The 20,982-nt window shown below is 71.5% G+C and carries 17 protein-coding genes; 12 read left to right on the top strand and 5 right to left on the bottom strand.

Translation table 11 applies throughout. The features are described 5' to 3' along the window. Window positions 1-241 precede the first annotated feature (241 nt). The 3 genes from H7965_RS12560 to H7965_RS12550 all read right to left on the bottom strand — a co-directional run bounded on the left by H7965_RS12560 (window position 242) and on the right by H7965_RS12550 (window position 3,812). On the bottom strand, window positions 242-1,696 hold the full coding sequence (locus H7965_RS12560) for a winged helix-turn-helix domain-containing tetratricopeptide repeat protein (RefSeq protein ID WP_186770923.1): 1,455 nt from the start codon (window positions 1,694-1,696) through the stop codon (window positions 242-244). Window positions 1,697-2,125: 429 nt separating this feature from the next. Continuing rightward, a complete protein-coding gene (locus tag H7965_RS12555) occupies window positions 2,126-2,491 on the bottom strand; it encodes a hypothetical protein (RefSeq protein WP_186770922.1) in 366 nt (121 codons plus the stop codon). A gap of 133 nt (window positions 2,492-2,624) precedes the next feature. Continuing rightward, on the bottom strand, window positions 2,625-3,812 hold the full coding sequence (locus tag H7965_RS12550; protein ID WP_186770921.1) for a serine hydrolase domain-containing protein: 1,188 nt from the start codon (window positions 3,810-3,812) through the stop codon (window positions 2,625-2,627). 514 nt (window positions 3,813-4,326) lie between these two features. Here H7965_RS12550 and H7965_RS12545 point away from each other — a divergent pair. Further along, window positions 4,327-4,593: a hypothetical protein gene (locus H7965_RS12545; protein ID WP_186770920.1), complete on the top strand. Its 267-nt coding sequence runs from the start codon at window positions 4,327-4,329 to the stop codon at window positions 4,591-4,593. A gap of 620 nt (window positions 4,594-5,213) precedes the next feature. Then, a complete protein-coding gene (locus tag H7965_RS12540) occupies window positions 5,214-5,864 on the top strand; it encodes a phosphoribosyltransferase (RefSeq protein WP_186770919.1) in 651 nt (216 codons plus the stop codon). 262 nt (window positions 5,865-6,126) lie between these two features. Here the strand turns inward: H7965_RS12540 and H7965_RS12535 are convergent, their stop codons facing one another. Together H7965_RS12535 and H7965_RS12530 are read right to left on the bottom strand one after the other, a co-directional pair. Further along, window positions 6,127-7,017, bottom strand: coding sequence for a glycosyltransferase family 2 protein (locus H7965_RS12535; protein ID WP_186770918.1), 891 nt, complete (start codon window positions 7,015-7,017; stop codon window positions 6,127-6,129). A 332-nt stretch (window positions 7,018-7,349) separates the two neighbouring features. Beyond that, window positions 7,350-8,480, bottom strand: a complete 1,131-nt coding sequence (locus H7965_RS12530) for a M20 family metallopeptidase (protein ID WP_186770917.1) — start codon at window positions 8,478-8,480, stop codon at window positions 7,350-7,352. Window positions 8,481-8,585: 105 nt separating this feature from the next. Between H7965_RS12530 and H7965_RS12525 the strand changes: the two genes are divergently transcribed. From H7965_RS12525 to H7965_RS12480, 10 genes are all read left to right on the top strand, one after another. Further along, entirely contained in the window at window positions 8,586-9,038 is a 453-nt protein-coding gene (locus H7965_RS12525) for a MaoC family dehydratase (protein WP_186770916.1), read from the top strand. 35 nt (window positions 9,039-9,073) lie between these two features. After that, window positions 9,074-10,030: a riboflavin biosynthesis protein RibF gene (gene ribF, locus H7965_RS12520; protein WP_390624564.1), complete on the top strand. Its 957-nt coding sequence runs from the start codon at window positions 9,074-9,076 to the stop codon at window positions 10,028-10,030. A gap of 186 nt (window positions 10,031-10,216) precedes the next feature. Beyond that, entirely contained in the window at window positions 10,217-13,111 is a 2,895-nt protein-coding gene (gene ileS / locus H7965_RS12515) for an isoleucine--tRNA ligase (protein ID WP_186770915.1), read from the top strand. Continuing rightward, window positions 13,108-13,617 (top strand): signal peptidase II, encoded by a 510-nt coding sequence (lspA, locus tag H7965_RS12510; RefSeq protein ID WP_186770914.1) that lies wholly within the window; start codon window positions 13,108-13,110, stop codon window positions 13,615-13,617. Before ileS ends, lspA begins: the two co-directional genes overlap by 4 nt. Then, the gene (locus H7965_RS12505; RefSeq protein ID WP_186770913.1) at window positions 13,614-14,189 is read left to right on the top strand and encodes a DUF3035 domain-containing protein; all 576 of its coding nucleotides are present in this window, start codon (window positions 13,614-13,616) and stop codon (window positions 14,187-14,189) included. Before lspA ends, H7965_RS12505 begins: the two co-directional genes overlap by 4 nt. Window positions 14,190-14,250: 61 nt before the next feature. Further along, window positions 14,251-15,648 carry a M16 family metallopeptidase gene (locus H7965_RS12500; RefSeq protein WP_186770912.1) on the top strand — a complete coding sequence of 466 codons (1,398 nt, stop codon included), beginning with the start codon at window positions 14,251-14,253 and terminating at the stop codon, window positions 15,646-15,648. Beyond that, window positions 15,645-16,910 (top strand): M16 family metallopeptidase, encoded by a 1,266-nt coding sequence (locus H7965_RS12495; protein WP_229682583.1) that lies wholly within the window; start codon window positions 15,645-15,647, stop codon window positions 16,908-16,910. The genes H7965_RS12500 and H7965_RS12495 overlap by 4 nt, the downstream gene beginning before the upstream one ends. 53 nt (window positions 16,911-16,963) lie before the next feature. Continuing rightward, window positions 16,964-18,604, top strand: coding sequence for a glucose-6-phosphate isomerase (pgi, locus tag H7965_RS12490; protein WP_186770911.1), 1,641 nt, complete (start codon window positions 16,964-16,966; stop codon window positions 18,602-18,604). A 42-nt stretch (window positions 18,605-18,646) separates the two neighbouring features. Continuing rightward, window positions 18,647-20,431, top strand: coding sequence for a DNA mismatch repair endonuclease MutL (mutL, locus tag H7965_RS12485; RefSeq protein ID WP_186770910.1), 1,785 nt, complete (start codon window positions 18,647-18,649; stop codon window positions 20,429-20,431). 9 nt (window positions 20,432-20,440) lie between these two features. Beyond that, on the top strand, window positions 20,441-20,836 hold the full coding sequence (locus H7965_RS12480; RefSeq protein WP_186770909.1) for a polyketide cyclase: 396 nt from the start codon (window positions 20,441-20,443) through the stop codon (window positions 20,834-20,836). The last annotated feature ends 146 nt before the right edge of the window (window positions 20,837-20,982 follow it).

Here is a 20,982-nt window from a genome sequence, read left to right as displayed (position 1 = left end):
CGCTGACCAGCGCCTTCAGCTCGGCCGGCGACAGCGCGTCAGGATCGGCGGGCGGGACCATGCGCCCGAGCGAATCAGACCAGCCGCCACCTGGGAAGGGCAAACTGCACCCTCGCCACAGGTTTTGCCCCTCTTACGGAGATTCCCTGCAAGCCATTGACCGGGAAGCACTCCAGGACCATTCCTTGGCATCGGACAGCGGCGATGCGGAAGGCACCGTCACTGTTCGGCAACGGCATGGCTACCACGCCATCGGCACGGGCTGGAACACAAGCCGAACGACCGTCGTTGCCGAAGGCCGCAGCCGCATCGCACGGCGGCTGCAGGCCAGGCTGGCCTCGAAGTCGCCAAGCGAGAAATGCGCCAGCGCCTGAACGTAGTGGAAGCTGGTCAGGTGCGGGTCGCGCGGGCTGAGTTCCAGGGCGCGCTGCACCAGCGCCAGCGCCTCCTCCTCCCGCCCCGTCCAGGCCATGGTGAAGCCGAGCGCGAAATGCCCCTGCGCGAAGCTGGGGTTCAGCGCGATGCATTGCTCCAGCGCGGCGATCGCCTCCTCATGATCCTGCAGCATGCAATGCGCGCGGCCGAGGACGCAGAGATTCATGCAATCCCGGTCGTCCAGCGCGACAGCCACGCGGGCGAGGCGCATCGCGCTCTCCAGCAGGGCCGGCCGCTCCTCCGGCCGGCAGGTGAAGCTGCGTTGCAGATGGACGTAGGCCAGCGCGCCGGAGGCGCGGGCGAAGCCCGGGTCCAGCTCGATTGATTGGCGGAACAGCGCCTCGGCATCCGCCATGCTTGGCGTGGTGAAGCCCCAGAGATTCCAGAGGCCGCGCTGGTAGAGGTCCCAGGCGTCCAGGTTGTCGGGCGGGCGTCGCATCGCCGCCTCGCGTTCCAGCCGCCCCAGCTCGGGCTCGATGACGGCGGCGATCTGCTGCGCCATGACATCCTGGATCTGCAGGATATCGGCGAGGCCCAGGTCATAGCTTTCCGACCACAGCTGCCGTCCGGTCTCGGCGGAGATCAGGTCGGCGGCGATGCGCAGCCGCTCGCCCCGCTTCAGTACGCTGCCCTGCACCAGGTAGCGCACGCCGAGCGCCGCGCCGATCTCCTGCGCCGGCACGTCGCGACCCTTGAAGGCGGCGGCGGAGTGGCGGCTCAGCACGTCCAGCCAGCGGTTGCGCGCCAGCAGGCGGATGATGTCCTCGGTCAGGCCGTAGCTGAAGTAATCGGTATCCGGCTCCTGGCTGAGGTTGACGAAGGGCAGCACGGTGATCGCCGGCTTGCGGTCCGCTGCCGCCTCGCGCGCGAGGATGACCGCCGGCGAGACCGGGCGGGCCGCCGGCGCCGGTGCCGAGGGCGGCGGCTCGGCGGCGGTATCGGCAGTCGCCTCCGCCTCCCGCACCTCGCCGACGAAGCGGAAGCCGCGCTTGTGGACCGTCTTGATGAGCTGCTGGCGGTCGCCGTCGTCGCCGACCGCGCGGCGGGCCGCGTTGATGCGGCTGCTCAGCGCCGCCTCGGAGACGATGCGGCCGTTCCAGATGGTGTCGAACAGCTCATCCTTGCTGACCACGCGGTCGCGGTTACGGATCAGATGCAGCAGGAGGTCGAAGACCTGTGGTTCAATGTGGACGACATCGCCCGCGCGGCGCAGCTCGTGGCGGCGCAGATCCATCTCATGCCCAGCAAAGACGATATGCATCCATCATCCTCCCGCGGCGTGCCGGCGCGGCCAGGCGTCCTCCTCCGGGCCTGGTCGCCGGACGGGGCATCGAAGCTGGGGTGCCGCCTTGCCCGCGGTTCCGGCCCGAGTGGCGGAAGAGTAAGCTGCTACATGGACCGATCCAAGCTTCAGCTGAGCGCGCCGGGCTGCATCGACGACGGCGCGAGACCACGGCGGCTGATGATCGGTTGTGGCGAACGCCGAATGGCCACGCCCCGGGCGGGATCGCGGCCGTAAGGATCATGCCGGCATTGGCATGCCAGAAAGGCGGCGACGGGCGCGAGGGCCGCTCCGTCGCCGCTACGGCAACCGCGGATTGCGTTCATCGCCGAACGCCAGTCCGCTGAAGGCTGTCATTTGTAGGGCGGGTTCACCCTCCGGGGAGGTCACGCCCCGCCGCGGTCCGCTCTAGCCCCGCCGATCCGGCCCCACCGTGGCGCCGACGAGCATCTGGCTGCGGCTGCCTGGCGCCGCGTAGCTGATGCTGGCGTTGTCGCCGCCACCGGTCAGGCTGGCCACCACCGGTTCCTGCAGCAGCATCGGCGTATCGGCGTAGAGGACGGTGGCATTGTCGCCGCCGCCGACGAGCCGGGCGACGCCGCCACCTTGCTGTGGCCGTGGCATGGGATTGAACCACACAACATCGAAATTCCCCTCGCCGGTCTGGCTCCATTGCCAGGAAGCGGCGGAAGGCGCGTCCTTGGCACAGGCGCCACCGCTGATGGTGGTTGCCGCCAGCAAGGCCCGACAGGCGATCTTCAGGAAGGCATTCATGGGTCGTCCTCCGGATGGTGGTCCGGGCCCCGTGCCCGGTGCAGGATGACCTTAGGCGTGGCTGCCCCGGCAAGCTTGGCGGCAGCCTTGTCTTTCGCTTGATAAACCCTGTGGAAACGGTGGTGCCGCGCGGTCAGGCGGTCTTCAGATGCTTGTAGACCGCCCGCTCGAACTGTCCGTAGAGCCGCATCGCCGGTTCGTCGCCGAAGGGCAGGATCTGCGTCATCACCAGCCCGGTGACGCGGCGGGCCGGGTCGATCCAGTAGTGGGTGTTGTAGAGGCCGGCCCAGGTCAGGCTTCCGGCGCTGCGGCCGTTCCGGCTCGGCTGTAGGTTGATCATGGTGCCGAGGCCCCATTTCAGGCTGGCGCCGGGGAAGAAATCGACATCGACCGAGCGCCACGGGTCGGTGGTCTTCAGGATGCCCGCCTCGATATCGCCGATGTGGTTCCGGCCCATCAGCGCGACCGTCTCTGGCTGCAGGATGCGGGCATCGCCGACGGCGCCGCCCTGCAGCATCGCCCGCAGGAAGGTCATGTAATCCCCGGCGGTCGAGTAGAGGCCGCCGCCGCCGGCCCGAAACTCCGGCGTGAACGGCGTCTCGTAGGGTTGCGGCTGCAGCAAGCCGTCGGCCTGCCGCTGATGCCAATTCGCCTGCCGCGCCCGCTGCTCCGACGAGATGGTGAAGCCGCTGTCCTGCATGCCGAGCGGGCCGAAGATGTGCTCGCGGAAATAGGCATCGAGCTTCTGGCCGCTGGTCGCCTCGACGATCAGCCCGACCCAGTCGATGTTGACGCCATATTCCCAGCGCTCCCCGGGCTCGAAGGCGAGCGGCATGCGCAGCGACGCGACCCTGCCGGTGCCGGTCGAGGGCATGCCGGTCGCCTTGACGTAGCGCGCGGTGTTCGCGTTCCACTGCTCGTAGCTGAAGCCGGCGGTGTGGGTCAGCAGGTGGCGGAGCGTGATCTTCCGCCTTGCCGGGCGCAGCCGCGGCGCGCCCGCGGCATCGAAGCCTTCCAGCACCTGCGGCGCGCTCAGCGCCGGATCGATGTCCGGCACCGGATCATCAAGTTTCAGCCGGCCCTGCTCCACCAGCTGCATCGCGGCGACCGATGTCACCGCCTTGGTCATGGAGGCGATGCGGAAGACGGTGTCGAGGGTCATCGCCGGACCCGTCGCGCTGTTCCGCGTGCCGAAGGCGCCCTCGTAGAAGACACCCCGCTCGGTCGCGGCCATCGCCACGACGCCGGGCACCTCCCGCGCGTCGATGGGCTGGCGGAGCGCGGCGTCGATCCTGGCCCACAGGTCAGGCGTCCTTTCCATCGCTGTGTCAGCGGCTCTCACTTGGCGCGATCCTCCCATATCCATTGGGCCGAGACGGCCGCTGCTGCCCGGAACAGGGCACGCCGGCTCTGCGGCTCCTGTGTCATCGCCTTCCTCCCCGCCGTGCGGGAGGCCGAGCGGGCCGCGTTCGGCATGGTCGCTCTGGCGCAGCGGGACACAGCTTCACCCAGGTGACACGGAACCGGAAGCGGCAGCAGCGCTGCCGGGCGGAACAATTTTCACCACTCTGCCCGGACGACGGAACGCCCGAGCCGCTGCCGGAGCGGCTACCGTTCGAGCCGGGGCCACCAGCATGCCGCCGGACTGGACCCGCACCGACGCCGCACGGCGTTGTGTGGGGTTGTTCCGCTGGCTGCGGCAGGGCAGCCGAACGGGTCGTGCCACGGCACGTTGAAGGGGCTCGCCGGGCCGGCCGCGGCGGATGGCCGAGAGCGACGGAGCGCCTCCGCGCCGCCCCAGGCATCGGAGAGACGCAATGCGAGGCAGCGACAAGATGACGCGCAACCGACGCCTTGCCCGCCCCGATGACAGCATCCAGCATGCCGCGCGCTGCGTGCCGGACAGCGCTGCCGGCGTGCTGCGGGCAGCCCAGGACGACCGGTTGGCCAGCGTCCTCTCGCTCGACGGCATTGCGATAGGTGAGGCCGCGCAGCCGGCGGACGGCACCCTGGCCGGCGTGTCGCGGCCCGAGGGGTGCATTCCCGGATCGGCCGGCCGCGCAGCGGCCCGGATGCCTGCGGTGGATGGGGTTCATGGCTGAACGCTTCGCCGCGGTCGCCTGCTGCTTCCAAAGCGGAATCGCGCTCCGGGGCGTTCACCCCCTGGAGCGGTGCGGTCCGGCCCTGGCTTACCCCCAGCATGTCCAGCGCGATCCTGGCCCCGCCTGCCCTGAGTCCGCGGGTCACGCCCCGGATGACGCCGCCCGGGGCGGGTGGCTGGGCCTGATCTGCCGCGCGACAACACTGATCCTCGCGCTTGCCGGCGTTGGTGCGGCCGTGGCGCAACCGGCTGCCACACCCCCACCGGCAACGTCGCGGGACATGCCACCGGAAGCCGGTCGCGCCCGGCCCGGGACGCCTCCGGACGCAGCCGGCAGTCGCGCCGGGAGCGGCCCCACCGGCGAGGACATCATCGACCGCTCGCAAACCGGCGGCCGCGGCCTGATGCGGCCACCTCCTGGCGGGGATTCCGCGGTCCATGGCGGCGTGCCGGACCCGGTTCCGCGCTCCACGCCGGTGATCCCACGGCCCGCGACGCCCGGCAGCGAGCCGGGTGCCATTCCCCGCTGAACGGTGGCCAAGGCGATGCCATGACGCGACCCCCGGCCCAGCCCATGCGACGCACCCCGCCGCGCGGTACCTCGCGCCAGGTGACGCCATGATGTTCCGGAATCGCGAGGATGCCGGCCAGCGGCTCGCGACACGCCTGCTGGAATGGCGCGCGGCGCGGCCAGTGGTCTTCGCCCTGCCACGGGGCGGCGTGCCGGTGGCTTGCCCCATCGCCGCGGCGCTGGAGGCGCCGCTCGACCTGCTGCTGGTGCGCAAGATCGGCGCGCCGGGCCAGCCGGAACTTGCGCTCGGCGCGGTGGTGGAGGGCGAGCCGCCGCAGACCGTGGTGAATGAGGAGGCCATCCGGATGTGCGGCGTGCCGGCCGATTTCGTCACGGCACAGGCGGCACGCGAATTGCCGGAGATCGCGCGGCGACGCCGGCTCTGGCTGCACGGCAGGCCGGCCATTCCGCCCTATGGCTGCACTGCCATCCTTGTGGATGACGGCATCGCCACGGGCGCGACGGTGCGGGCGGCGCTGCTGGCGTTGCAGCGCGCCGGCGCCGCCCGCCGCATCCTCGCCGCGCCGGTGGCGCCGCCGGATGTCGCGGACCGGCTGCGGCAGGAATGCGACGAGGCGGTGATCCTGGCCGAGCCCTTCCACTTCGGCTCGGTCGGCGCCTTCTACGAGGATTTCCGCCAACTCGAAGATGCGGAGGTGACGGCGCTGCTCGACGCTGCCGGGGTGGGGCGAAGCCGGTGAGCGAAAGGCGCTGCACGACACGACCAGAGCCGATCGCAGCGGTGCGAGAAGGCTCCTGAGCGTGAGGCCGCTCTACAGCCACCAGGCTGCAGCGGAGGGGCGCTCAGGTCAGGCATGAACGCAAGCCGCTGTGGCCTGCAGCGCGGCAGCAGATCGGCCCAGCGGATGCTGATCCGGCGCAGCCGAGGCCGTCCCAGGGCCGGAATCGCCATGCTCTTCGTGAAATTCCTGTCCAAGGCCACTGCCGTGAACGCCACGCGGCTCAAGCCAGCCCGCGATCCGATCCTGTCCGTTGCAAGATCCTGGTCAGCCCCTGGGCGAAGCCTCGCGGGTCCAGCCAGGCAGCGCGCACCAACAGGCGCACCGCGCGCCGCCGCTCGCCCTGCGTCCAGAACGCCTTGCCGCTGCCCCGGTAGCCGCCGGCCAGGAAGGGCCTGCGCATCCCGAAGCGGTCGAACAGCGCCCGATGGCGGTCCACCATGCGTTCCCGCATGGCGTAGTCGGCGCGGGCGAAGCGGGTGGTGGTGATGGAGCCGGCATGCTGGCGGTAGCAGTACAGCGGCTCCGCCACCCGCACCGCCCGCAGCCCGAGTTCGGCGAGGCTCAGGAAATAGTCCCAATCCTCGTTCCCGGCACGGAACAGGGATTCCTCGCAATAGCCGCCGCTCGCCTCGAACAGCGACCGGCGGACCAGCGTGCCGGGGTGCGGAATCCATTGCTCCCGCAGCAGCGCGCGGGTGTCGCGCAGCGGAAAGCGCAGGTCGCTGTCGGTGGCGCCGAACAGGCGGTAATCGGAATAGGCCGCGCCGTGGTCCGGATGCGCCCGCAGCGCGCCGACCAGCTTCTCCAGATAGATCGGGGCGAGCAGGTCGTCGCAGTCGAGCGCCATGAGCAATTCGCCGGCAGCAAGGCGCATGCCGGTGTTGCGGCCGGCCGCCTGGCCGCGGTTCTCCGCATGCCGCACCACCCGGATGCGCGGGTCGCCCAGCGCGTCGGCAATCGCCGCTCCCGCCTCGGTGGGCGAGGCATCATCGACGATGATGATTTCCCAATTGCGGTAGCTCTGCCGCAGGACGCTGCCGAGGCAGTCCGGCAAATACTCGGCGTAGGTGGAATGAAATGGGATGACGATGCTGACGAGTGGGTCGGCCAAGGCTCCGCTTTCCCCGCAAGTACCGGCCGGGAGCTAATACGCGTCAGCATGGCCGGCCGCGCATCCGGCAGGTTACGAACGGCTCATGGAATACTGAGCCGCCCTGCCTCGATGAAACTTTGGAAATGCCATTCGGCCAGCATCATCAGCGGCAATGGAACAGGCGGAAGGCGGCACGACTCCTGCTTTCGGACGGGCCGAAATTCGTGGCCAGATCATGAAATGAGGAGAGGCTTGTCCACCTGGTGGGGTTTCGGGGCAGCGGTATGATCTTCGTCTGCACCTGAAATTTTACCATTTATTAAGTCTCTACCCTGCTCCAGGCACGCCACCTATCCCAGCGTCTCCAGCAATTCGCACAAGGTCGCGCAGCGCGGTGCCAGATCGGCCCAGCGGATGTGCTCATCCGGCGCATGCGCCCCGGCGCCGGTGCAACCGAGGCCGTCCAGGGTCGGAATCCCCATCACCGCGGTGAAATTCCCGTCCGAGCCGCCGCCGCGGTGCTGCCGCGGCAGGTCGTAGCCGTGGCGCGCGGCGATGCCGCGCGCGGTTTCGTACAGAGCCAGCCCCTCCGGGGTTTCCGGGAAGGGCGGGCGGTTGAGGCCGCCCTTCACCCGGATGCGGATGCCGTCCTCCTCGCCCTCCAGCGCCCGGATGGCAGCGACCACGCGCTCCGCCGCCGCCAGGCTCGGGACGCGGAAGTCGATGCGGCAGCCGGCTTCCGGCGGGATGACGTTCGGCCTGGTGCCGCCCCAGACCGGGGCGACATTGGTGGTGACCCCGGCATCAAGGTCGGTCAGCGCATGGATCGCCAGCGTGGCCCGCGCCAGGGCGACCACGGCGCTGCGGCCCTCGGCCCAATTGCCGCCGGCATGGGCGCTGCGGCCCTCGATCGTCATGGTGAAGCCGCCGGTACCCTTGCGGCTGGTCACGCAACTCCCGCGCAGGCCGCCGGCCGGCTCCGGGATCAGCACCGCGGCGGCGCTCCGGGCCTCACGCTCGATGACCGCGCGGCTGGTCGGGCTGCCGACCTCCTCGTCGGGAGTCAGCAACAGGGTGATCGGGCGCTTCGTCGGCGTGCCCTGGCGGAGGATCTCCCGCACCGCATGGAAGGCCATGAAGCTGCCGGCCTTCATGTCGTAGATGCCGGGGCCATAGGCGCGGTCGCCCTCCACCCGGAACGGCATGGAGCCCGCCAGCACCCCATGGTCCCACACGGTGTCGAGATGCCCGGCGATTACCACCGGAGCCCCCTCCCCCGGGGTGCGGGCGACCAGCGTGTCGCCGTAACGGTCGCGGCCGGGCAGGCGCTCGATCGCCGCGCCGGCGCCGCGCAGCCCTGCCTCGGCGTGGTCGAGCAGCGCATTCACCGCGGCGGCATCGGTGGAGGGGGTCTCATGCTCCACCCAGCCCCGCAGCTCGGCAAGCAGGCGGTCGGAGGAGCCGATCTCGGTACGGGGCATGGGTCAGGGTCCTCTGGCAGCCCCGGTATAAGGGCTGCCATGCCCGCGCTTGTCCACCCGCGGCCCCGACGGTAGACCGGGCGCCCCCGAGGAGCAGGACCCGGAATGTCGGACGGCATGTATTTCGAGGATCTGGCAGTCGGCCAGAAGGCGAGCTTCGGCAAGACCATCACCGAAGCCGACATCGTGCTTTTCGCCGCCGTCACCGGCGACACCAACCCGATGCACCTGAATGCCGAATACGCCAGGGGAACGATCTTCGGCGAGCGGATTGCCCATGGCATGCTGGCGGCCGGGCTGATCACCAAGGTGCTCGGCACCCAGCTGCCCGGCCCGGGCACGATCTACATGTCGCAGTCGCTGAAATTCCGCGCCCCGGTCCGCATCGGCGAGACGGTGACGGCGACGGTCGAGGTGCTGGCGCTGCATCCGGACAAGCACCGCGCCACCCTGCGCACCATCTGCACCGTCGCCGGCGAGCCGGTGCTGGAGGGCGAGGCCTATGTCTCCGTCCCCAGCCGGCAGACCCGGGCCGCGGCGGCGGCAGCGGCGGAATGACCGCGTCCGAGGGACGGAGGACGGAGGCTGGGGAGTTGATTCGGCCGCAGATGAACACCGCCGCGCCACTGGTGCTCGGCGACTGGCGGGCGCTGCCGCCGGCGCTGCGCGGCGCGACGGTGGCGCTCGGCAACATGGATGGGGTGCATCTCGGCCATCTGGCGGTGCTGCGGGCGGCGCATGCGGCGCGGCCCCAGGCGCCGCTGGCGGTGCTGACCTTCGAGCCGCACCCGCGCGAGCATTTCCGCCCTGACGACCCGCCCTTCCGCCTGACCCTGCTGCCGGCCAAGGCGCGGGCGCTGGGCGAAGCCGGGGCGGTGCTGGTGCTGGCACTGCATTTCGATGCGGCGCTGGCGACGATGCCGGCGGAGGTCTTCTTCGAGGCGGTGCTGCGCGATGGCGTGGGCGCCGTCCACCTCTCCTGCGGCCAGGATTTCGCCTTCGGCCACCGCCGCGGCGGCGACGCCGGGACCCTGGCGGTGCTGGCCGAGGCGGCCGGCATGGGACTGACCGTGGTGCCGCCGGTGGCCGATGCGCAGGGGCCGATCTCCTCCACCCGCATCCGCCGGGTGCTGCAGGACGGCTATCCGGAACGGGCCACGGCGATGCTCGGCCGGCCCTGGGAGGTACGCGGCGAGGTGGTGCATGGCGACAAGCTCGGCCGGGTGCTGGGCTGGCCGACGGCGAATATCTGGCTGGGGCGGCATCTGGAGCCGGCGCGCGGGGTCTATGCGGTGACGGTCAGCCTGCCGGATGGGCGGGAGCTGAAGGGTGTCTCCAACATCGGCCGCCGTCCAACCCTTGGCGGCGATCCGGAGACCCGGCTGGAGACCTACATCTTCGATTACGAGGGCGACCTCTACGGTCAGGAGATCGGCGTCCGGCTGCGGCATTTCCTGCGGGCGGATGCGAAATTCGCCGGGCTGGAGGAGCTGAAGGCGGCGATCGCCCAGGATGCCGAGGATGCGCGGACGGCGCTGGCGGGGCTCTGATAGGCTGGGGGTGGCCGGCCTGCCGCCCGCTTGACCCTGATGCCCTCCGCTCCGCATAAGCCTGCCATGTTGCACCCGGTGGTCCTGCTGCGAATTACCGGCCCGGTCCCCAGCTAGGGGCCGGGAGCCGAAGCGCCTGCCACCACCGACCCGCCGCCGGCCCAAGGGCGGCCGGAGACCGCCCCGATGAACGACCACCCCGCCGCCCCGCCCCAGGCCGCCCGCGACTACCGCGGCACCGTCTTCCTGCCCGACACGCCCTTCCCGATGCGCGGCGACCTGCCGAAGCGGGAGCCGCAGTGGCTGGCCCGCTGGCAGCAGCTCGGCCTCTGGCAGCGGCTGCGGGCGCAATCCGCCGGCCGGCCGCATTTCGTGCTGCATGACGGCCCGCCCTATGCGAATGGCCCGCTGCACATCGGCCACGCGCTGAACAAGATCCTGAAGGACGTCATCAACCGCGCCGCGCAGATGGCCGGCAAGGATGCAGACTACGTCCCCGGCTGGGACTGCCACGGCTTGCCGATCGAATGGGAGATCGAGAAGACCTACGCCAAGAAGGGCAAGGACAAGGATAGCGTCCCCCTGCTGGAATTCCGCGCCGAATGCCGCGCCTATGCGGCGGATTGGCTGGACCGGCAGCGGGAGGAGTTCATCCGCCTCGGCGTCGCCGGCGACTGGGCCGGGCGCTACGCCACCATGGATTTCTCCGCCGAGAGCGCCATCGTCGGCGAGATCGGCAAATTCCTGATGAACGGCTCGCTCTACCGCGGCCTGCGCCCGGTGATGTGGAGCCCGGTCGAGAAGACCGCCCTGGCCGAGGCGGAGATCGAGTACCACGACCACGTCTCCCCCACCCTTTGGGCGCGGTTCCGGCTGCACCGCGCCGGCGCGGCGGACCTGGCCGGGGCCAGCGTCGTCATCTGGACCACCACCCCCTGGACCATCCCCGGCAACCGCGCCGTCGCCTATGGGCCGGAGATCGACTACGCGCTGGTCCATGTCGAAGCCGTGGCCGAGGGCAGCCATCTGCTCCCTGGCGAGACATTGCTGGTCGCCCTGCCGCTGCTGCCCCAATTCGCCAAGGATGCAGGGCTCGGCGCGCATACGGTGAGGCGCGTGCTGAAGGGCGCGGATCTGGCCGGGGGGCTGGCGGCGCATCCGCTGCGCGGCCAGGGTTACGACTTCGACGTGCCGCTGCTGGCCGGCGATTTCGTCACCACCGAGGCCGGCACCGGCTTCGTCCACATCGCGCCCAGCCATGGTGAGGACGATTTCAACCTCGGCCGGGCCCATGGCCTGCCGGTGCCCGAGACCGTCGCCGACGACGGCACCTTCACCATCCACGCCCCCGGCTTCACCGGCCTGCACGTCTTCAAGGCGCATGACGCGGTCTACGCCGCCTGCGAGGCCGCCGGCACGCTGGTGGCGAAGGGCCGGCTGACGCACAGCTACCCGCATAGCTGGCGGTCGAAGAAGCCGGTCATCTTCCGCGCCACGCCGCAGTGGTTCATCGCCATGGATGATGAGCGGCGCATCCGCGAGAAGGCGCTTGCGGCGATCGACGCGACGCATTTCGTTCCCGACATCGGCCGCAACCGCATCGGCAGCATGGTCGCGGCGCGGCCCGACTGGTGCATCAGCCGGCAGCGCGCCTGGGGCGTGCCGATCGCCGTCTTCGTCTCGAAGCAGAGCGGCGAGCCGCTGCGCGACCCGGCGGTGATGCAGCGCATCGTCGCCGCCTTCGCCGAGGAGGGCGCCGACGCCTGGTACCAGCCCGGCGCCGCCGCCCGCTTCCTCGGCCCCGACCGCGACCCGGCGCTCTATGAGCAGGTGACCGACATCGTCGATGTCTGGTTCGAAAGCGGCTCCACCCACGCCTTCGTCCTGCCCGAGCACAAGCTGCCCTTCCCGGCCGACCTCTACCTGGAAGGCTCCGACCAGCATCGCGGCTGGTTCCATTCCTCGCTGCTGGAATCGGTCGGCACCAATGGCGTCGCGCCCTTCAAGGCGGTGCTGACGCATGGCTTCGTGCTCGACGAGAGCGGGCGGAAGATGTCGAAGTCGCTCGGCAACGTCACCGCGCCGCAGGAGGTCATCAAGCAGTATGGCGCCGATATCCTGCGCCTCTGGGTGATGAACTCCGACACCACCGAGGACCTTCGCATCGGCCCGGAGATCCTGAAGCAGCAGGCGGAGCTATACCGCCGGCTGCGCAACACGCTGCGCTGGCTGCTCGGCAACCTCGCCGGCTTCGAGGACGGCGAGACGGTACCTTATGCCGAACTGCCGGAGCTGGAGCGCTGGGTGCTGCACCGGCTGACCGAGCTGGACGCCCGCGTCCGCAAGGCGGTGGAGGATTACGATTGGACCGGGGTCTACCCCGAGATCCATAATTTCTGCGCCACCGACCTCTCGGCCTTCTATTTCGACATCCGCAAGGATGCGCTCTACTGCGACGCGCCGGACAGCCCGCGGCGCCGTGCCTCCCGCACCGTGCTGGACGCGCTGCACCGCTGCCTGACCGCCTGGCTGGCGCCGGTGCTGGTCTTCACCGCGGAGGAAGCCTGGCAGGCGCGGTTCCCGGATGAGCAGGGCAGCATCCACCTGAATGAGTTCCCGTTTGTTCCGGAAGGCTGGCGGGACACGGCGCTGGCGGAGAAATGGGAGCGGATCCGGGGATTGCGCGCTTCAGCAACATTCTCCCTTGAGCAGGCACGCCGCGCAGGCAAGATTGGCTCGTCGCTGCAGGCACGTGTCAATTTGAAGCTTTCTGGTGAAGATAAGTCACTATTGACTCCTGATGCTTGGGCTGAAGTTTGCATCGTGTCGTCCTTTATAATTGTTGATGATCCACACGCTGTAGAGCGGTCCAAGCAACCCGAAGCCCCTGCGCCTTCGGATGTGGGATGGCTATCTGAGGGCCAGGATGTTGGTCCGCTTGCCACAGTTGAGGTAGCCCCCGGCGCCAAATGCGACCGCTGCTGGCGTGTCCTGCCCGAGGTCGGCGCCAGCGCCGCCCACCCCACCCTCTGCCGCCGCTGCGAGGCCGTCGTGGATCACCAGGCAGGAGCCGCGGCTTGAGCCTTCGCCTCGGCCTGCCCGCCGCGGCCGTGCTGCTGGCGGCGGATCAGGCGAGCAAATGGTGGATCCTGGAAGACCTGCGCCTGCCGGAACTGCGCAACGTCCCGCTGCTCGAACTCGGCCCGCTCGGCCTCGACCTCACCATGGTGTGGAACCGCGGCGTGACCTTCGGCCTGCTGTCAGGCGACGGCCCGCTGAACCATCTGATCCTGGCCCTGCTCTCGGCCGCCATCGCGGTCTTCCTGTTGCGCTGGATGGCGCGGGCGGAAACCCCGCTGGTTGCGGTGGCGGTGGGGGCGGTGGTCGGCGGGGCCATCGGCAACATCATCGACCGGCTGCGCTTCGGCGCGGTGGTGGATTTCGTCGACGTCCATCTCACCCTGGCCTCCGGGGTCTGGCATTGGTACGTGTTCAACGTGGCGGATGCCGGGATCGTCTGCGGTGTCGGGGCGCTGCTGGCGGATGCCTTGTTCCGCCGCCCGTCCGGCCTTAAGGAAGCGCCATGAGTCTGCCCCCCGCCCGTGCTGCCCTGGCCGTCCCGCTCCTCCTGGCCCTGGTGGGCTGCGGGGCCGATACCGCGCGCAGCTTCGGCTTCACCCGCGACGCGCCGGATGAATTCCAGGTGACGACGCGGGCGCCGCTGTCCATGCCGCCGGCCCTCGGTGAGCTGCCGACGCCCCGCCCGGGCGCCGAGCGGCCGCAGGAACTCAGCCAGCGCCAGGCCGCCGAGGCTACCCTGGTGCCGGGTGCGGCGCTCGGCCAGGCCGCCAGCGGCCCGCGCAGCTCGGGTGAGGCGGCGCTGCTCTCCCAGGCCGGGCGCCCGGTTGGGGATGACATCCGCCGCCGGGTGGATGAGGAAAGTCTGCGGCTCGACCAGCCCGACCGCTCCCTGGTGGACCGGCTGATCTTCTGGCGCAGCCCGGAACAGCCCGGCACGCCGCTGGATGCCCAGCGGGAAGCCCAGCGGCTGCGGGAGAACTCCGCCCTTGGCCGCGATGTGACCGAAGGCGAGACCCCGATCATCCAGCGCACCCAGAGCGGCAACCCGGTCACCCGGCTGCTGGAAAGCATCTTCTGACCCGCCCCGCGGGCCGAACGCCCCATTTGCGGCGCGCTGCCGCCGCCCCACATGCTGGGCCATGCCCAGCGTGACCCGCCGCAGCGCCATCGCCGCCGCCACCATCCTTCCCGTCGCAGCCGCCATCCCCCTGGCCAGGCCCCTCGCCGCGCCGGCGGTGCTCCCACCGCCCGACCCGCCGGCCGGCAAGCCGCTGTTCGGTGCCAAAAGCTGGACCCTGGCGAACGGGCTCCGGGTGGTCTTCGCCGAAAGCCGCCGGGTGCCGGTGGTCTCGCACTATTTGTTCTACGGCGCCGGCGGCGGCGAGGATCCAGCCGGACGCTCCGGCCTCGCCCATTTCCTCGAGCACATGATGTTCAAGGGCAGCCGCAACGTGGCGCCCGGCGCCTTCAGCCTCGCCGTGGCGCGGGAGGGCGGGCAGGACAATGCCTTCACCTCGCGCGACGTCACCGCCTACCACCAGACTGTCGAGGCCAGCCGCCTCCCCCTGGTGATGCGCATGGAGGCCGACCGTTTCGCCGACCCGCTGCTGCCGGCGGAGATGCTGGAGCCGGAGCGGGCGGTGGTGCTGGAGGAGCGGCGCCTGCGCACCGACAGCAACCCGCGCGCCCGCTTCTGGGAAGCCTTCGAGGCGGCGCTCTGGGGGCCGCAGCACTGGCGCGGCCGGCCGATCATCGGCTGGCAGGACGAAATCCGCGCCATCACCCGCGACGACATGATGGAGTTCTACCAACGCCGCTATGCTCCGGCGAATGCCGTGCTGGTGGTCACCGGCGACGTCCGGGAGGACGCGCTGCGCCGCCTGGCCGATGATCTCTACGGCCGCGTTCCTGCCCGCCCGACCCCGCCACGCGACCGCGCACCCCCGCCTGCCGCCGCGGTCGAGCCGCGCCTCATCCGCCAGGACCCAGCGGTGCGGGAGGCCACCTTCCTCCGCGCCACCATGGCGCCGAGCCTGACATATGGCGATGCGCAGCAGGCCTGGGCGCTGGAGGTGCTGGCGCACCTCCTCGGCAGCGGCCAGGGCAGCCGGCTGCACAAGGCGCTGGTCGAGACCGGCCTCGCCACCTCCGCCAGCGCCTCCTACGACAGCGAGGCCCTGGGGGCGACCAGCTTCGGCATCTCCGCCACCCCGCGCCCCGGCGTCGCCCCGGAACGGCTTGAGGCGGCGGTGGAGGCCGAGGTCGCCCGGCTGCTGCGGGACGGGCCGGAGGAGGCCGAGCGCGCCCGCTCCGCCAGCCAGCTCACCGCCGGCGCCCTGCTGACCCTGGACGGCATCGGCGCCGCGCCGCGCATGCTGGGCGGGGCGCTGGCCATCGGCCTGCCGCTGGAGGTGGTGGAGTTCTGGCCACGGCACCTGCGGGCGGTGACGCTCGATCAGGTGACGGTGGCGGCCCGGGCGGTGCTGGGCGAAGCGCGCACGGCGCGCGGCTGGCTGCTGCCGGAGTCGGCCTCGTGAGCGGCACGGCTCCCAGCGGCTTCTCCCTGCCGATCCAGACGGTGGAGGTTGCCGGCACCTCCGCCTGGCTGGTCGAGGACCACAGCATCCCGGTCGTCTCCATCGCCTGGTCCTGGCCGGGCGGCGCCGCGCTGGACCCGGCAGGGCAGGAGGGCGCCGGCGCCATGGCCGCCGCGCTGCTGACCGAGGGCGCCGGGCCGCTGCCCGCCGCCGACTTCGCCGATGCGCTGCGCGACGCCGCCATCAGCCTCGGCTTCTCCGCCACCCGGGACGCCTTCGAGGGCAGCTTCCGCAGCCTGACCGAGGCGCTGCCCCGGGCGCTCGACCTCGCCCGGTTGGCAATGGCCGAGCCGCGGCTGGACCCGGAGGCGGTGGAGCGGGTGCGCGCCCGCGGCGTCGCCGGCGCCCGCCGCGTGCTGGAGACGCCACGCGGCCAGGCCGGCCGCGCCTTCTGGCGGGAAGCCTTCCCCGACCACCCGGCCGGCCGCCCCAGCAGCGGCACCGCCGAAAGCCTCGCCGCCCTGCCGGTCGAGGCGATACGCGCGGCGATCGCCCGCCAGCTCCGGCAGGACAAGCTGCTGGTGACGGCGAGCGGCGACCTCACCGCCGGGCAGCTCCGGACGCTGCTGCCACGGCTTTTTGCCGGGCTGCCGGCCGGCGCGCCGCCGGCGCCACCCGCCCTGCCCGGCTTTCGCGCCTTCGGCCAGCAGGTGGTGCCGGTGGCCTCGCCCCAATCCACCGTGGTCTTCGGCCAGGACGGGCTGGACGCCGCGGACCCGGATTGGGAGGCGGCGCAGGTGGTGCTGCGGATCCTGGCGGGCGGCGGCTTCTCCTCCCGGCTGATGCAGGCGGTGCGGGAGGAGCGCGGGCTGGCCTATGGCATCGGCGGCTCGCTGGAGGTGCTGTTCCGGCACGGCATCATCCTCGGCTCGGTGGCGACCGAGAATGCCAGGGTCGCGGAGACGCTGGCGGTGACGCGGGCGGAATGGGCCCGCATGGCCGAAGCCGGGCCGACGGAGGCGGAGGTGGCGGATGCGGTCGCCTTCCTGACCGGCTCGCTGCCGCTGTCCTTCACCGACAGCCGGCGGACCGCCAATGTGCTGCTCAGCCTGCGGCAGAACGGCCGGCCGGCGGATTGGCTGGAAGGCCGCCCGGCCCGGCTGCGGGCGCTGACGCGGGAGCGGCTGGCGGCGGTGGCGGCGCGGCTGCTGCGACCGCAGGCGCTGGCGGCGGTGGTGGCGGGGCAACCGGCCGGGCTGTGATGTCCCGCGCCGCGGTTCTGCGGTAAGCCTGTCCGCAAGACGCGGAGGACGGCATGGCAGAGCAAGCTGCGGCGGGAATTGCGGGGGCCTGGGCGGAGATCGCGGCGTTGGCCGGGGAGGCCGGGGCGGGTGCCATCCGGCCGCTCTTCGCCGCCGACTCGAAGCGCTTCGCACGATTCTCCCGGCGCGCCGACGGGCTTCTGCTGGACCTCTCCAAGACCTCGCTGAACGACCGGCGGCTTGGGGCGCTGATCGGCCTGGCGCGGGCGGTCGGGCTGGCGGCGCGGCGCGACGCCATGGCCGCCGGAGAGACGATCAACACCACCGAGGGCCGCGCGGTGCTGCACATGGCGCTGCGCGGCGAAGGCGGCTTCCGCACCGGCGAGGAGGATGTCAGCGCCGAGGTGGCCGCGGTGCTCGGCCGGATGCGGGATTTCTGCGCTGCGGTGCATGACGGGACCACGCTTGGCGCGACCGGCGAGCGCTTCACCGATGTGCTGAACATCGGCATCGGCGGCTCCGATCTCGGCCCGGCGATGGTGGCCCGCGCGCTCTGGACCCCGGCGGCGCCGATGCGGGCACATTACCTGGCCAATGTCGACGCCCATGCCTGGGAGGCGCTGCGGCCGAATCTCGACCCGGCGCGGACCTTGGTGCTGGTGGCATCCAAGACCTTCACCACCCAGGAGACCATGACCAACGCCGCGCTGGTGCGCGACTGGTTGCGCGGCACGCTGGGCGAAGGCGCGGCCGGGCATTTCGCCGCGCTCTCGACCAACCTCAAGGCCACCGCCGCCTTCGGCATCGCGCCCGAACGGGTCTTCCCCTTCCGCGACTGGGTCGGCGGGCGGTTCAGCCTGTGGTCGGCGATCGGCCTGTCACTGGGGCTGGCGCTGGGCTGGGAGGAGTTCTCGAAGCTGCTCTCCGGCGCCCGCGCCATGGATGGGCATTTCCTGGCGGCACCGCTGGAGGAGAACCTGCCGGTGCTGCTGGCGCTGGCCGAGATCTGGCATGTGAACGGCCTCGGCTATCCCTCCCGCGCGGTGCTGCCCTATGATGAGCGGCTGGCGCGGCTGCCGGCGCACCTCCAGCAGCTGGAGATGGAGAGTCTCGGCAAGCGGGTGACCCTGGCCGGCACGCTGGCGGCGCATTCGACCGGCGCGGTGGTGTTCGGCGAGCCGGGGACCAATGCGCAGCACAGTTTCATGCAGCTGATCCACCAGGGCACCACGCCGGTGCCCTGCGACATCATCCTGGTGGCCAAGCCCGACCACAAGCATGCCGACAGCCACCGCAAGCTGCTGGCCAACGGCCTGGCTCAGGCCGAGGCGTTGATGCGCGGCAAGCCGGCCAGCGAGGTGCGGGCGGAGATGGCCGCGGCCGGGGTGGCGGAGGCGGAGATCGCGCGGCTGCTGCCGCACCGCGTCTTCCCCGGCGACCGGCCGAGCGCGGCGATCCTGCTGCCGCATCTCGATGCCTTCACCCTCGGCCAGCTGGTGGCGCTCTACGAGCACAAGGTGTTCTGCCTCGGCGCCCTCTGGGGCATCAACGCCTTCGACCAATGGGGGGTGGAGCTGGGCAAGCAGCTCGCCGGGGCGATCCTGCCGGAGCTGGAGGCGGGGGCGGCGAAGCCCGGGGCGCATGACGGCTCGACCGAGGGGCTGCTGCGGGAATTGCTTGGCAGCGCGGGATGAGGCGCGTGCCCCCGGCGCCGTGCTAGGCTGAGCGCGACTCCGATGCACATCCGCCTTCTTCCAGAGACTACCGCCAACCGCATTGCCGCCGGCGAGGTGGTCGAGCGTCCGGCCGCGGTGGTGAAGGAGCTGGTGGAGAATGCCCTCGACGCCGGCGCCACCCGCATTTCCGTCACTCTCGAAGGCGGCGGCATCGACCGGGTGGTGGTCGAGGATGACGGCACCGGCATGTCCGCCGCGGACCTTGAATTGGCGGTGGAGCGCCACGCCACCTCCAAGCTGCCGGAGGAGGCGATGCTGTTCCGTATTGCCACCCTGGGCTTCCGTGGCGAGGCGCTGCCCTCCATCGGCGCCGTCTCCCGCCTTGCCATCACCACTCGCCCGCGGGATGGCGACGCCCATATGCTGCTGGTCGAGGGCGGCCGCAAATCCGCCGTTACCCCGGCCTCCGGCGCGCCGGGCACGCGGGTCGAGATGCGCGACCTGTTCTTCGCCGTCCCCGCCCGCCGCAAATTCCTGAAGTCCGCCCGCGCCGAAGCCGATCAGGCGGTGGAGGCGGTGCGCCGCCTGGCCCTCGCCTGGCCGGAGGTTGGCTTCCGGGTGAGCGTCGACGGGCGGGAGGTGCTGAGCCTCGCCCCCGCCGACCGCGATGCGCGGCTGCACGCGCTGCTCGGCGGCGATTTCGCCGCCGCCGCCCTGGCCGTCGCGGTGGAGGGCGCCGGCGGGCTGGCGCTGAGCGGCCTTGCCGCCCAGCCGGCCTATACGCGGGCGACCGGCACCGAGCAGCATCTGGTGGTCAACCGCCGGCCGGTGCGCGACTCGCTGCTGCGCACCGCGCTGCGTGTCGCCTATCGCGACCTGATCACCGTTGGCCGGCATCCGGTGGCCGCGCTCTTCCTCGACATCCCGCCCGAAGCGGTGGACGTGAACGTCCATCCGATGAAAACCGAGCTGCGCTTCCGCGACGAGGCGGCGGTGCGCGGGCTGATGATCTCGGCGCTGCGCCGGGCGCTCTCGGCCGGGGCCGGCGTGGCCACCCCGGCGCTGACCCAGTACCGCCAGAGCAGCGGCGGCTGGGGTAGCTGGCCACGCCCTGCCCCGGCACCCTTGCCGGCGACGGATGGCTTCGCCGAGGTGCAGATGGCCCTCGGCCAGGCGCCCGCGCCGCCGCGCAACCTTCCCCTGCCGCTCGGCTTCGCCTCGCCGCGCCCGGCGCCGGAGCGCGAGGCGCCGGCCCCGGCCGAGCACCCGCTGGGGCGGGCGCTGGCCCAGCTCCTCGACACCTATGTGCTGGCCGAGGCACCGGATGGCGCGCTGGTGCTGGTCGACCAGCACGCTGCCCACGAACGGCTGACGCATGAGGCGCTGCGGGCCCAGCTCATCGAGGGCGGGGTCCGCGCCCAGCCGCTGCTGCTGCCGGCGGTGGTGGACCTGCCGCCGGCGGATGCGGCGCGGCTGCTCGGCTTCGCCGCGGCGCTGGCGCGGCTCGGCCTGGAGATCGAGGGCTTCGGCCCCGGCGCGGTGCTGGTGCGTGCCCTGCCGGCGCTGCTTGGCCCGGCCGACCCGGCGCCGCTACTGCGCGATCTGGCGGAGGAGCTGGCCGCCTTCGACGAGGCGACGGCGCTGGACAGGAGGCTGGATGCGGCGGTGGCGCGGCTGGCCTGCCACGGTTCGGTCCGGGCGGGGCGGCGGCTGGCCCCGGCGGAGATGGATGCGCTGCTGCGCCAGATGGAGGCGACGCCGCGGGCTGCGACCTGCAGCCATGGCCGGCCGACCTTCCTCAAGCTGGGGGCGGCGGAGCTGGAGAAGCTGTTCGGGCGGCGGTAAGGAGATGACATGCTCGAAGCGCGGACGATCAGCATCTCGATCAACCGGCCCTGGCGGGCGCTCTACGAGACGATCTGGCGGCCCGAGTTCTTTCCGGGCTGGGCCTCCGGCCTGAGCGATGCCGCCCTGGAGCCGCGGGGCGATCAGTGGCTGGCGGCCGGCCCCGAGGACCCGATCCGGATCCGCTTCACCGGCCACAACGGCTTCGGCGTCATGGATCACTGGGTCGATCCGGGCGATGGCCGGGAGATCCATATCCCACTGCGGGTCGTCGCCAATGAGAGTGGCGCCGAGGTCCTGCTGACCCTGTTCCGCCAGCCCGGCATGTCCGAGGCGAAATTCCTGGCGGATGCCGAATGGGCCGAGCGCGACCTGCGGCGGCTGCAATCGCTGTTCCCGGACTGATGCCAATGGCCGTGATCGTGACCGATCAATGGCCCCCTCAGCCGCCAGACGGCTTGCTCCGCAGGCTTTGGCTACGCACCACCCGGCGCGGCGCCCGGTATGAATGGACGCTTCATGCCGCTGCCATGCCCCCCGATCAGGCATAC

Origin of the sequence: Siccirubricoccus deserti (assembly GCF_014283215.1) — a bacterium.
Taxonomy (GTDB): Bacteria; Pseudomonadota; Alphaproteobacteria; order Acetobacterales; family Acetobacteraceae; genus Siccirubricoccus; species Siccirubricoccus deserti.
Note: the sequence above shows the minus strand (reverse complement) of the source record. Positions and strands in the feature narration are given on the sequence as shown.

Coding starts and splice junctions, on each gene's coding strand:
- H7965_RS12500 (WP_186770912.1), top strand. CDS start 14,251: ATGCCCAGCGTGACCCGCCGCAGCGCCATCGCCGCCGCCACCATCCTT.
- H7965_RS12545 (WP_186770920.1), top strand. CDS start 4,327: ATGACGCGCAACCGACGCCTTGCCCGCCCCGATGACAGCATCCAGCAT.
- H7965_RS12505 (WP_186770913.1), top strand. CDS start 13,614: ATGAGTCTGCCCCCCGCCCGTGCTGCCCTGGCCGTCCCGCTCCTCCTG.
- H7965_RS12525 (WP_186770916.1), top strand. CDS start 8,586: ATGTCGGACGGCATGTATTTCGAGGATCTGGCAGTCGGCCAGAAGGCG.
- ileS (WP_186770915.1), top strand. CDS start 10,217: ATGAACGACCACCCCGCCGCCCCGCCCCAGGCCGCCCGCGACTACCGC.
- pgi (WP_186770911.1), top strand. CDS start 16,964: ATGGCAGAGCAAGCTGCGGCGGGAATTGCGGGGGCCTGGGCGGAGATC.
- mutL (WP_186770910.1), top strand. CDS start 18,647: ATGCACATCCGCCTTCTTCCAGAGACTACCGCCAACCGCATTGCCGCC.
- H7965_RS12550 (WP_186770921.1), bottom strand. CDS start 3,812: ATGGAAAGGACGCCTGACCTGTGGGCCAGGATCGACGCCGCGCTCCGC.
- H7965_RS12480 (WP_186770909.1), top strand. CDS start 20,441: ATGCTCGAAGCGCGGACGATCAGCATCTCGATCAACCGGCCCTGGCGG.
- H7965_RS12540 (WP_186770919.1), top strand. CDS start 5,214: ATGTTCCGGAATCGCGAGGATGCCGGCCAGCGGCTCGCGACACGCCTG.
- H7965_RS12560 (WP_186770923.1), bottom strand. CDS start 1,696: ATGCATATCGTCTTTGCTGGGCATGAGATGGATCTGCGCCGCCACGAG.
- H7965_RS12530 (WP_186770917.1), bottom strand. CDS start 8,480: ATGCCCCGTACCGAGATCGGCTCCTCCGACCGCCTGCTTGCCGAGCTG.
- H7965_RS12555 (WP_186770922.1), bottom strand. CDS start 2,491: ATGAATGCCTTCCTGAAGATCGCCTGTCGGGCCTTGCTGGCGGCAACC.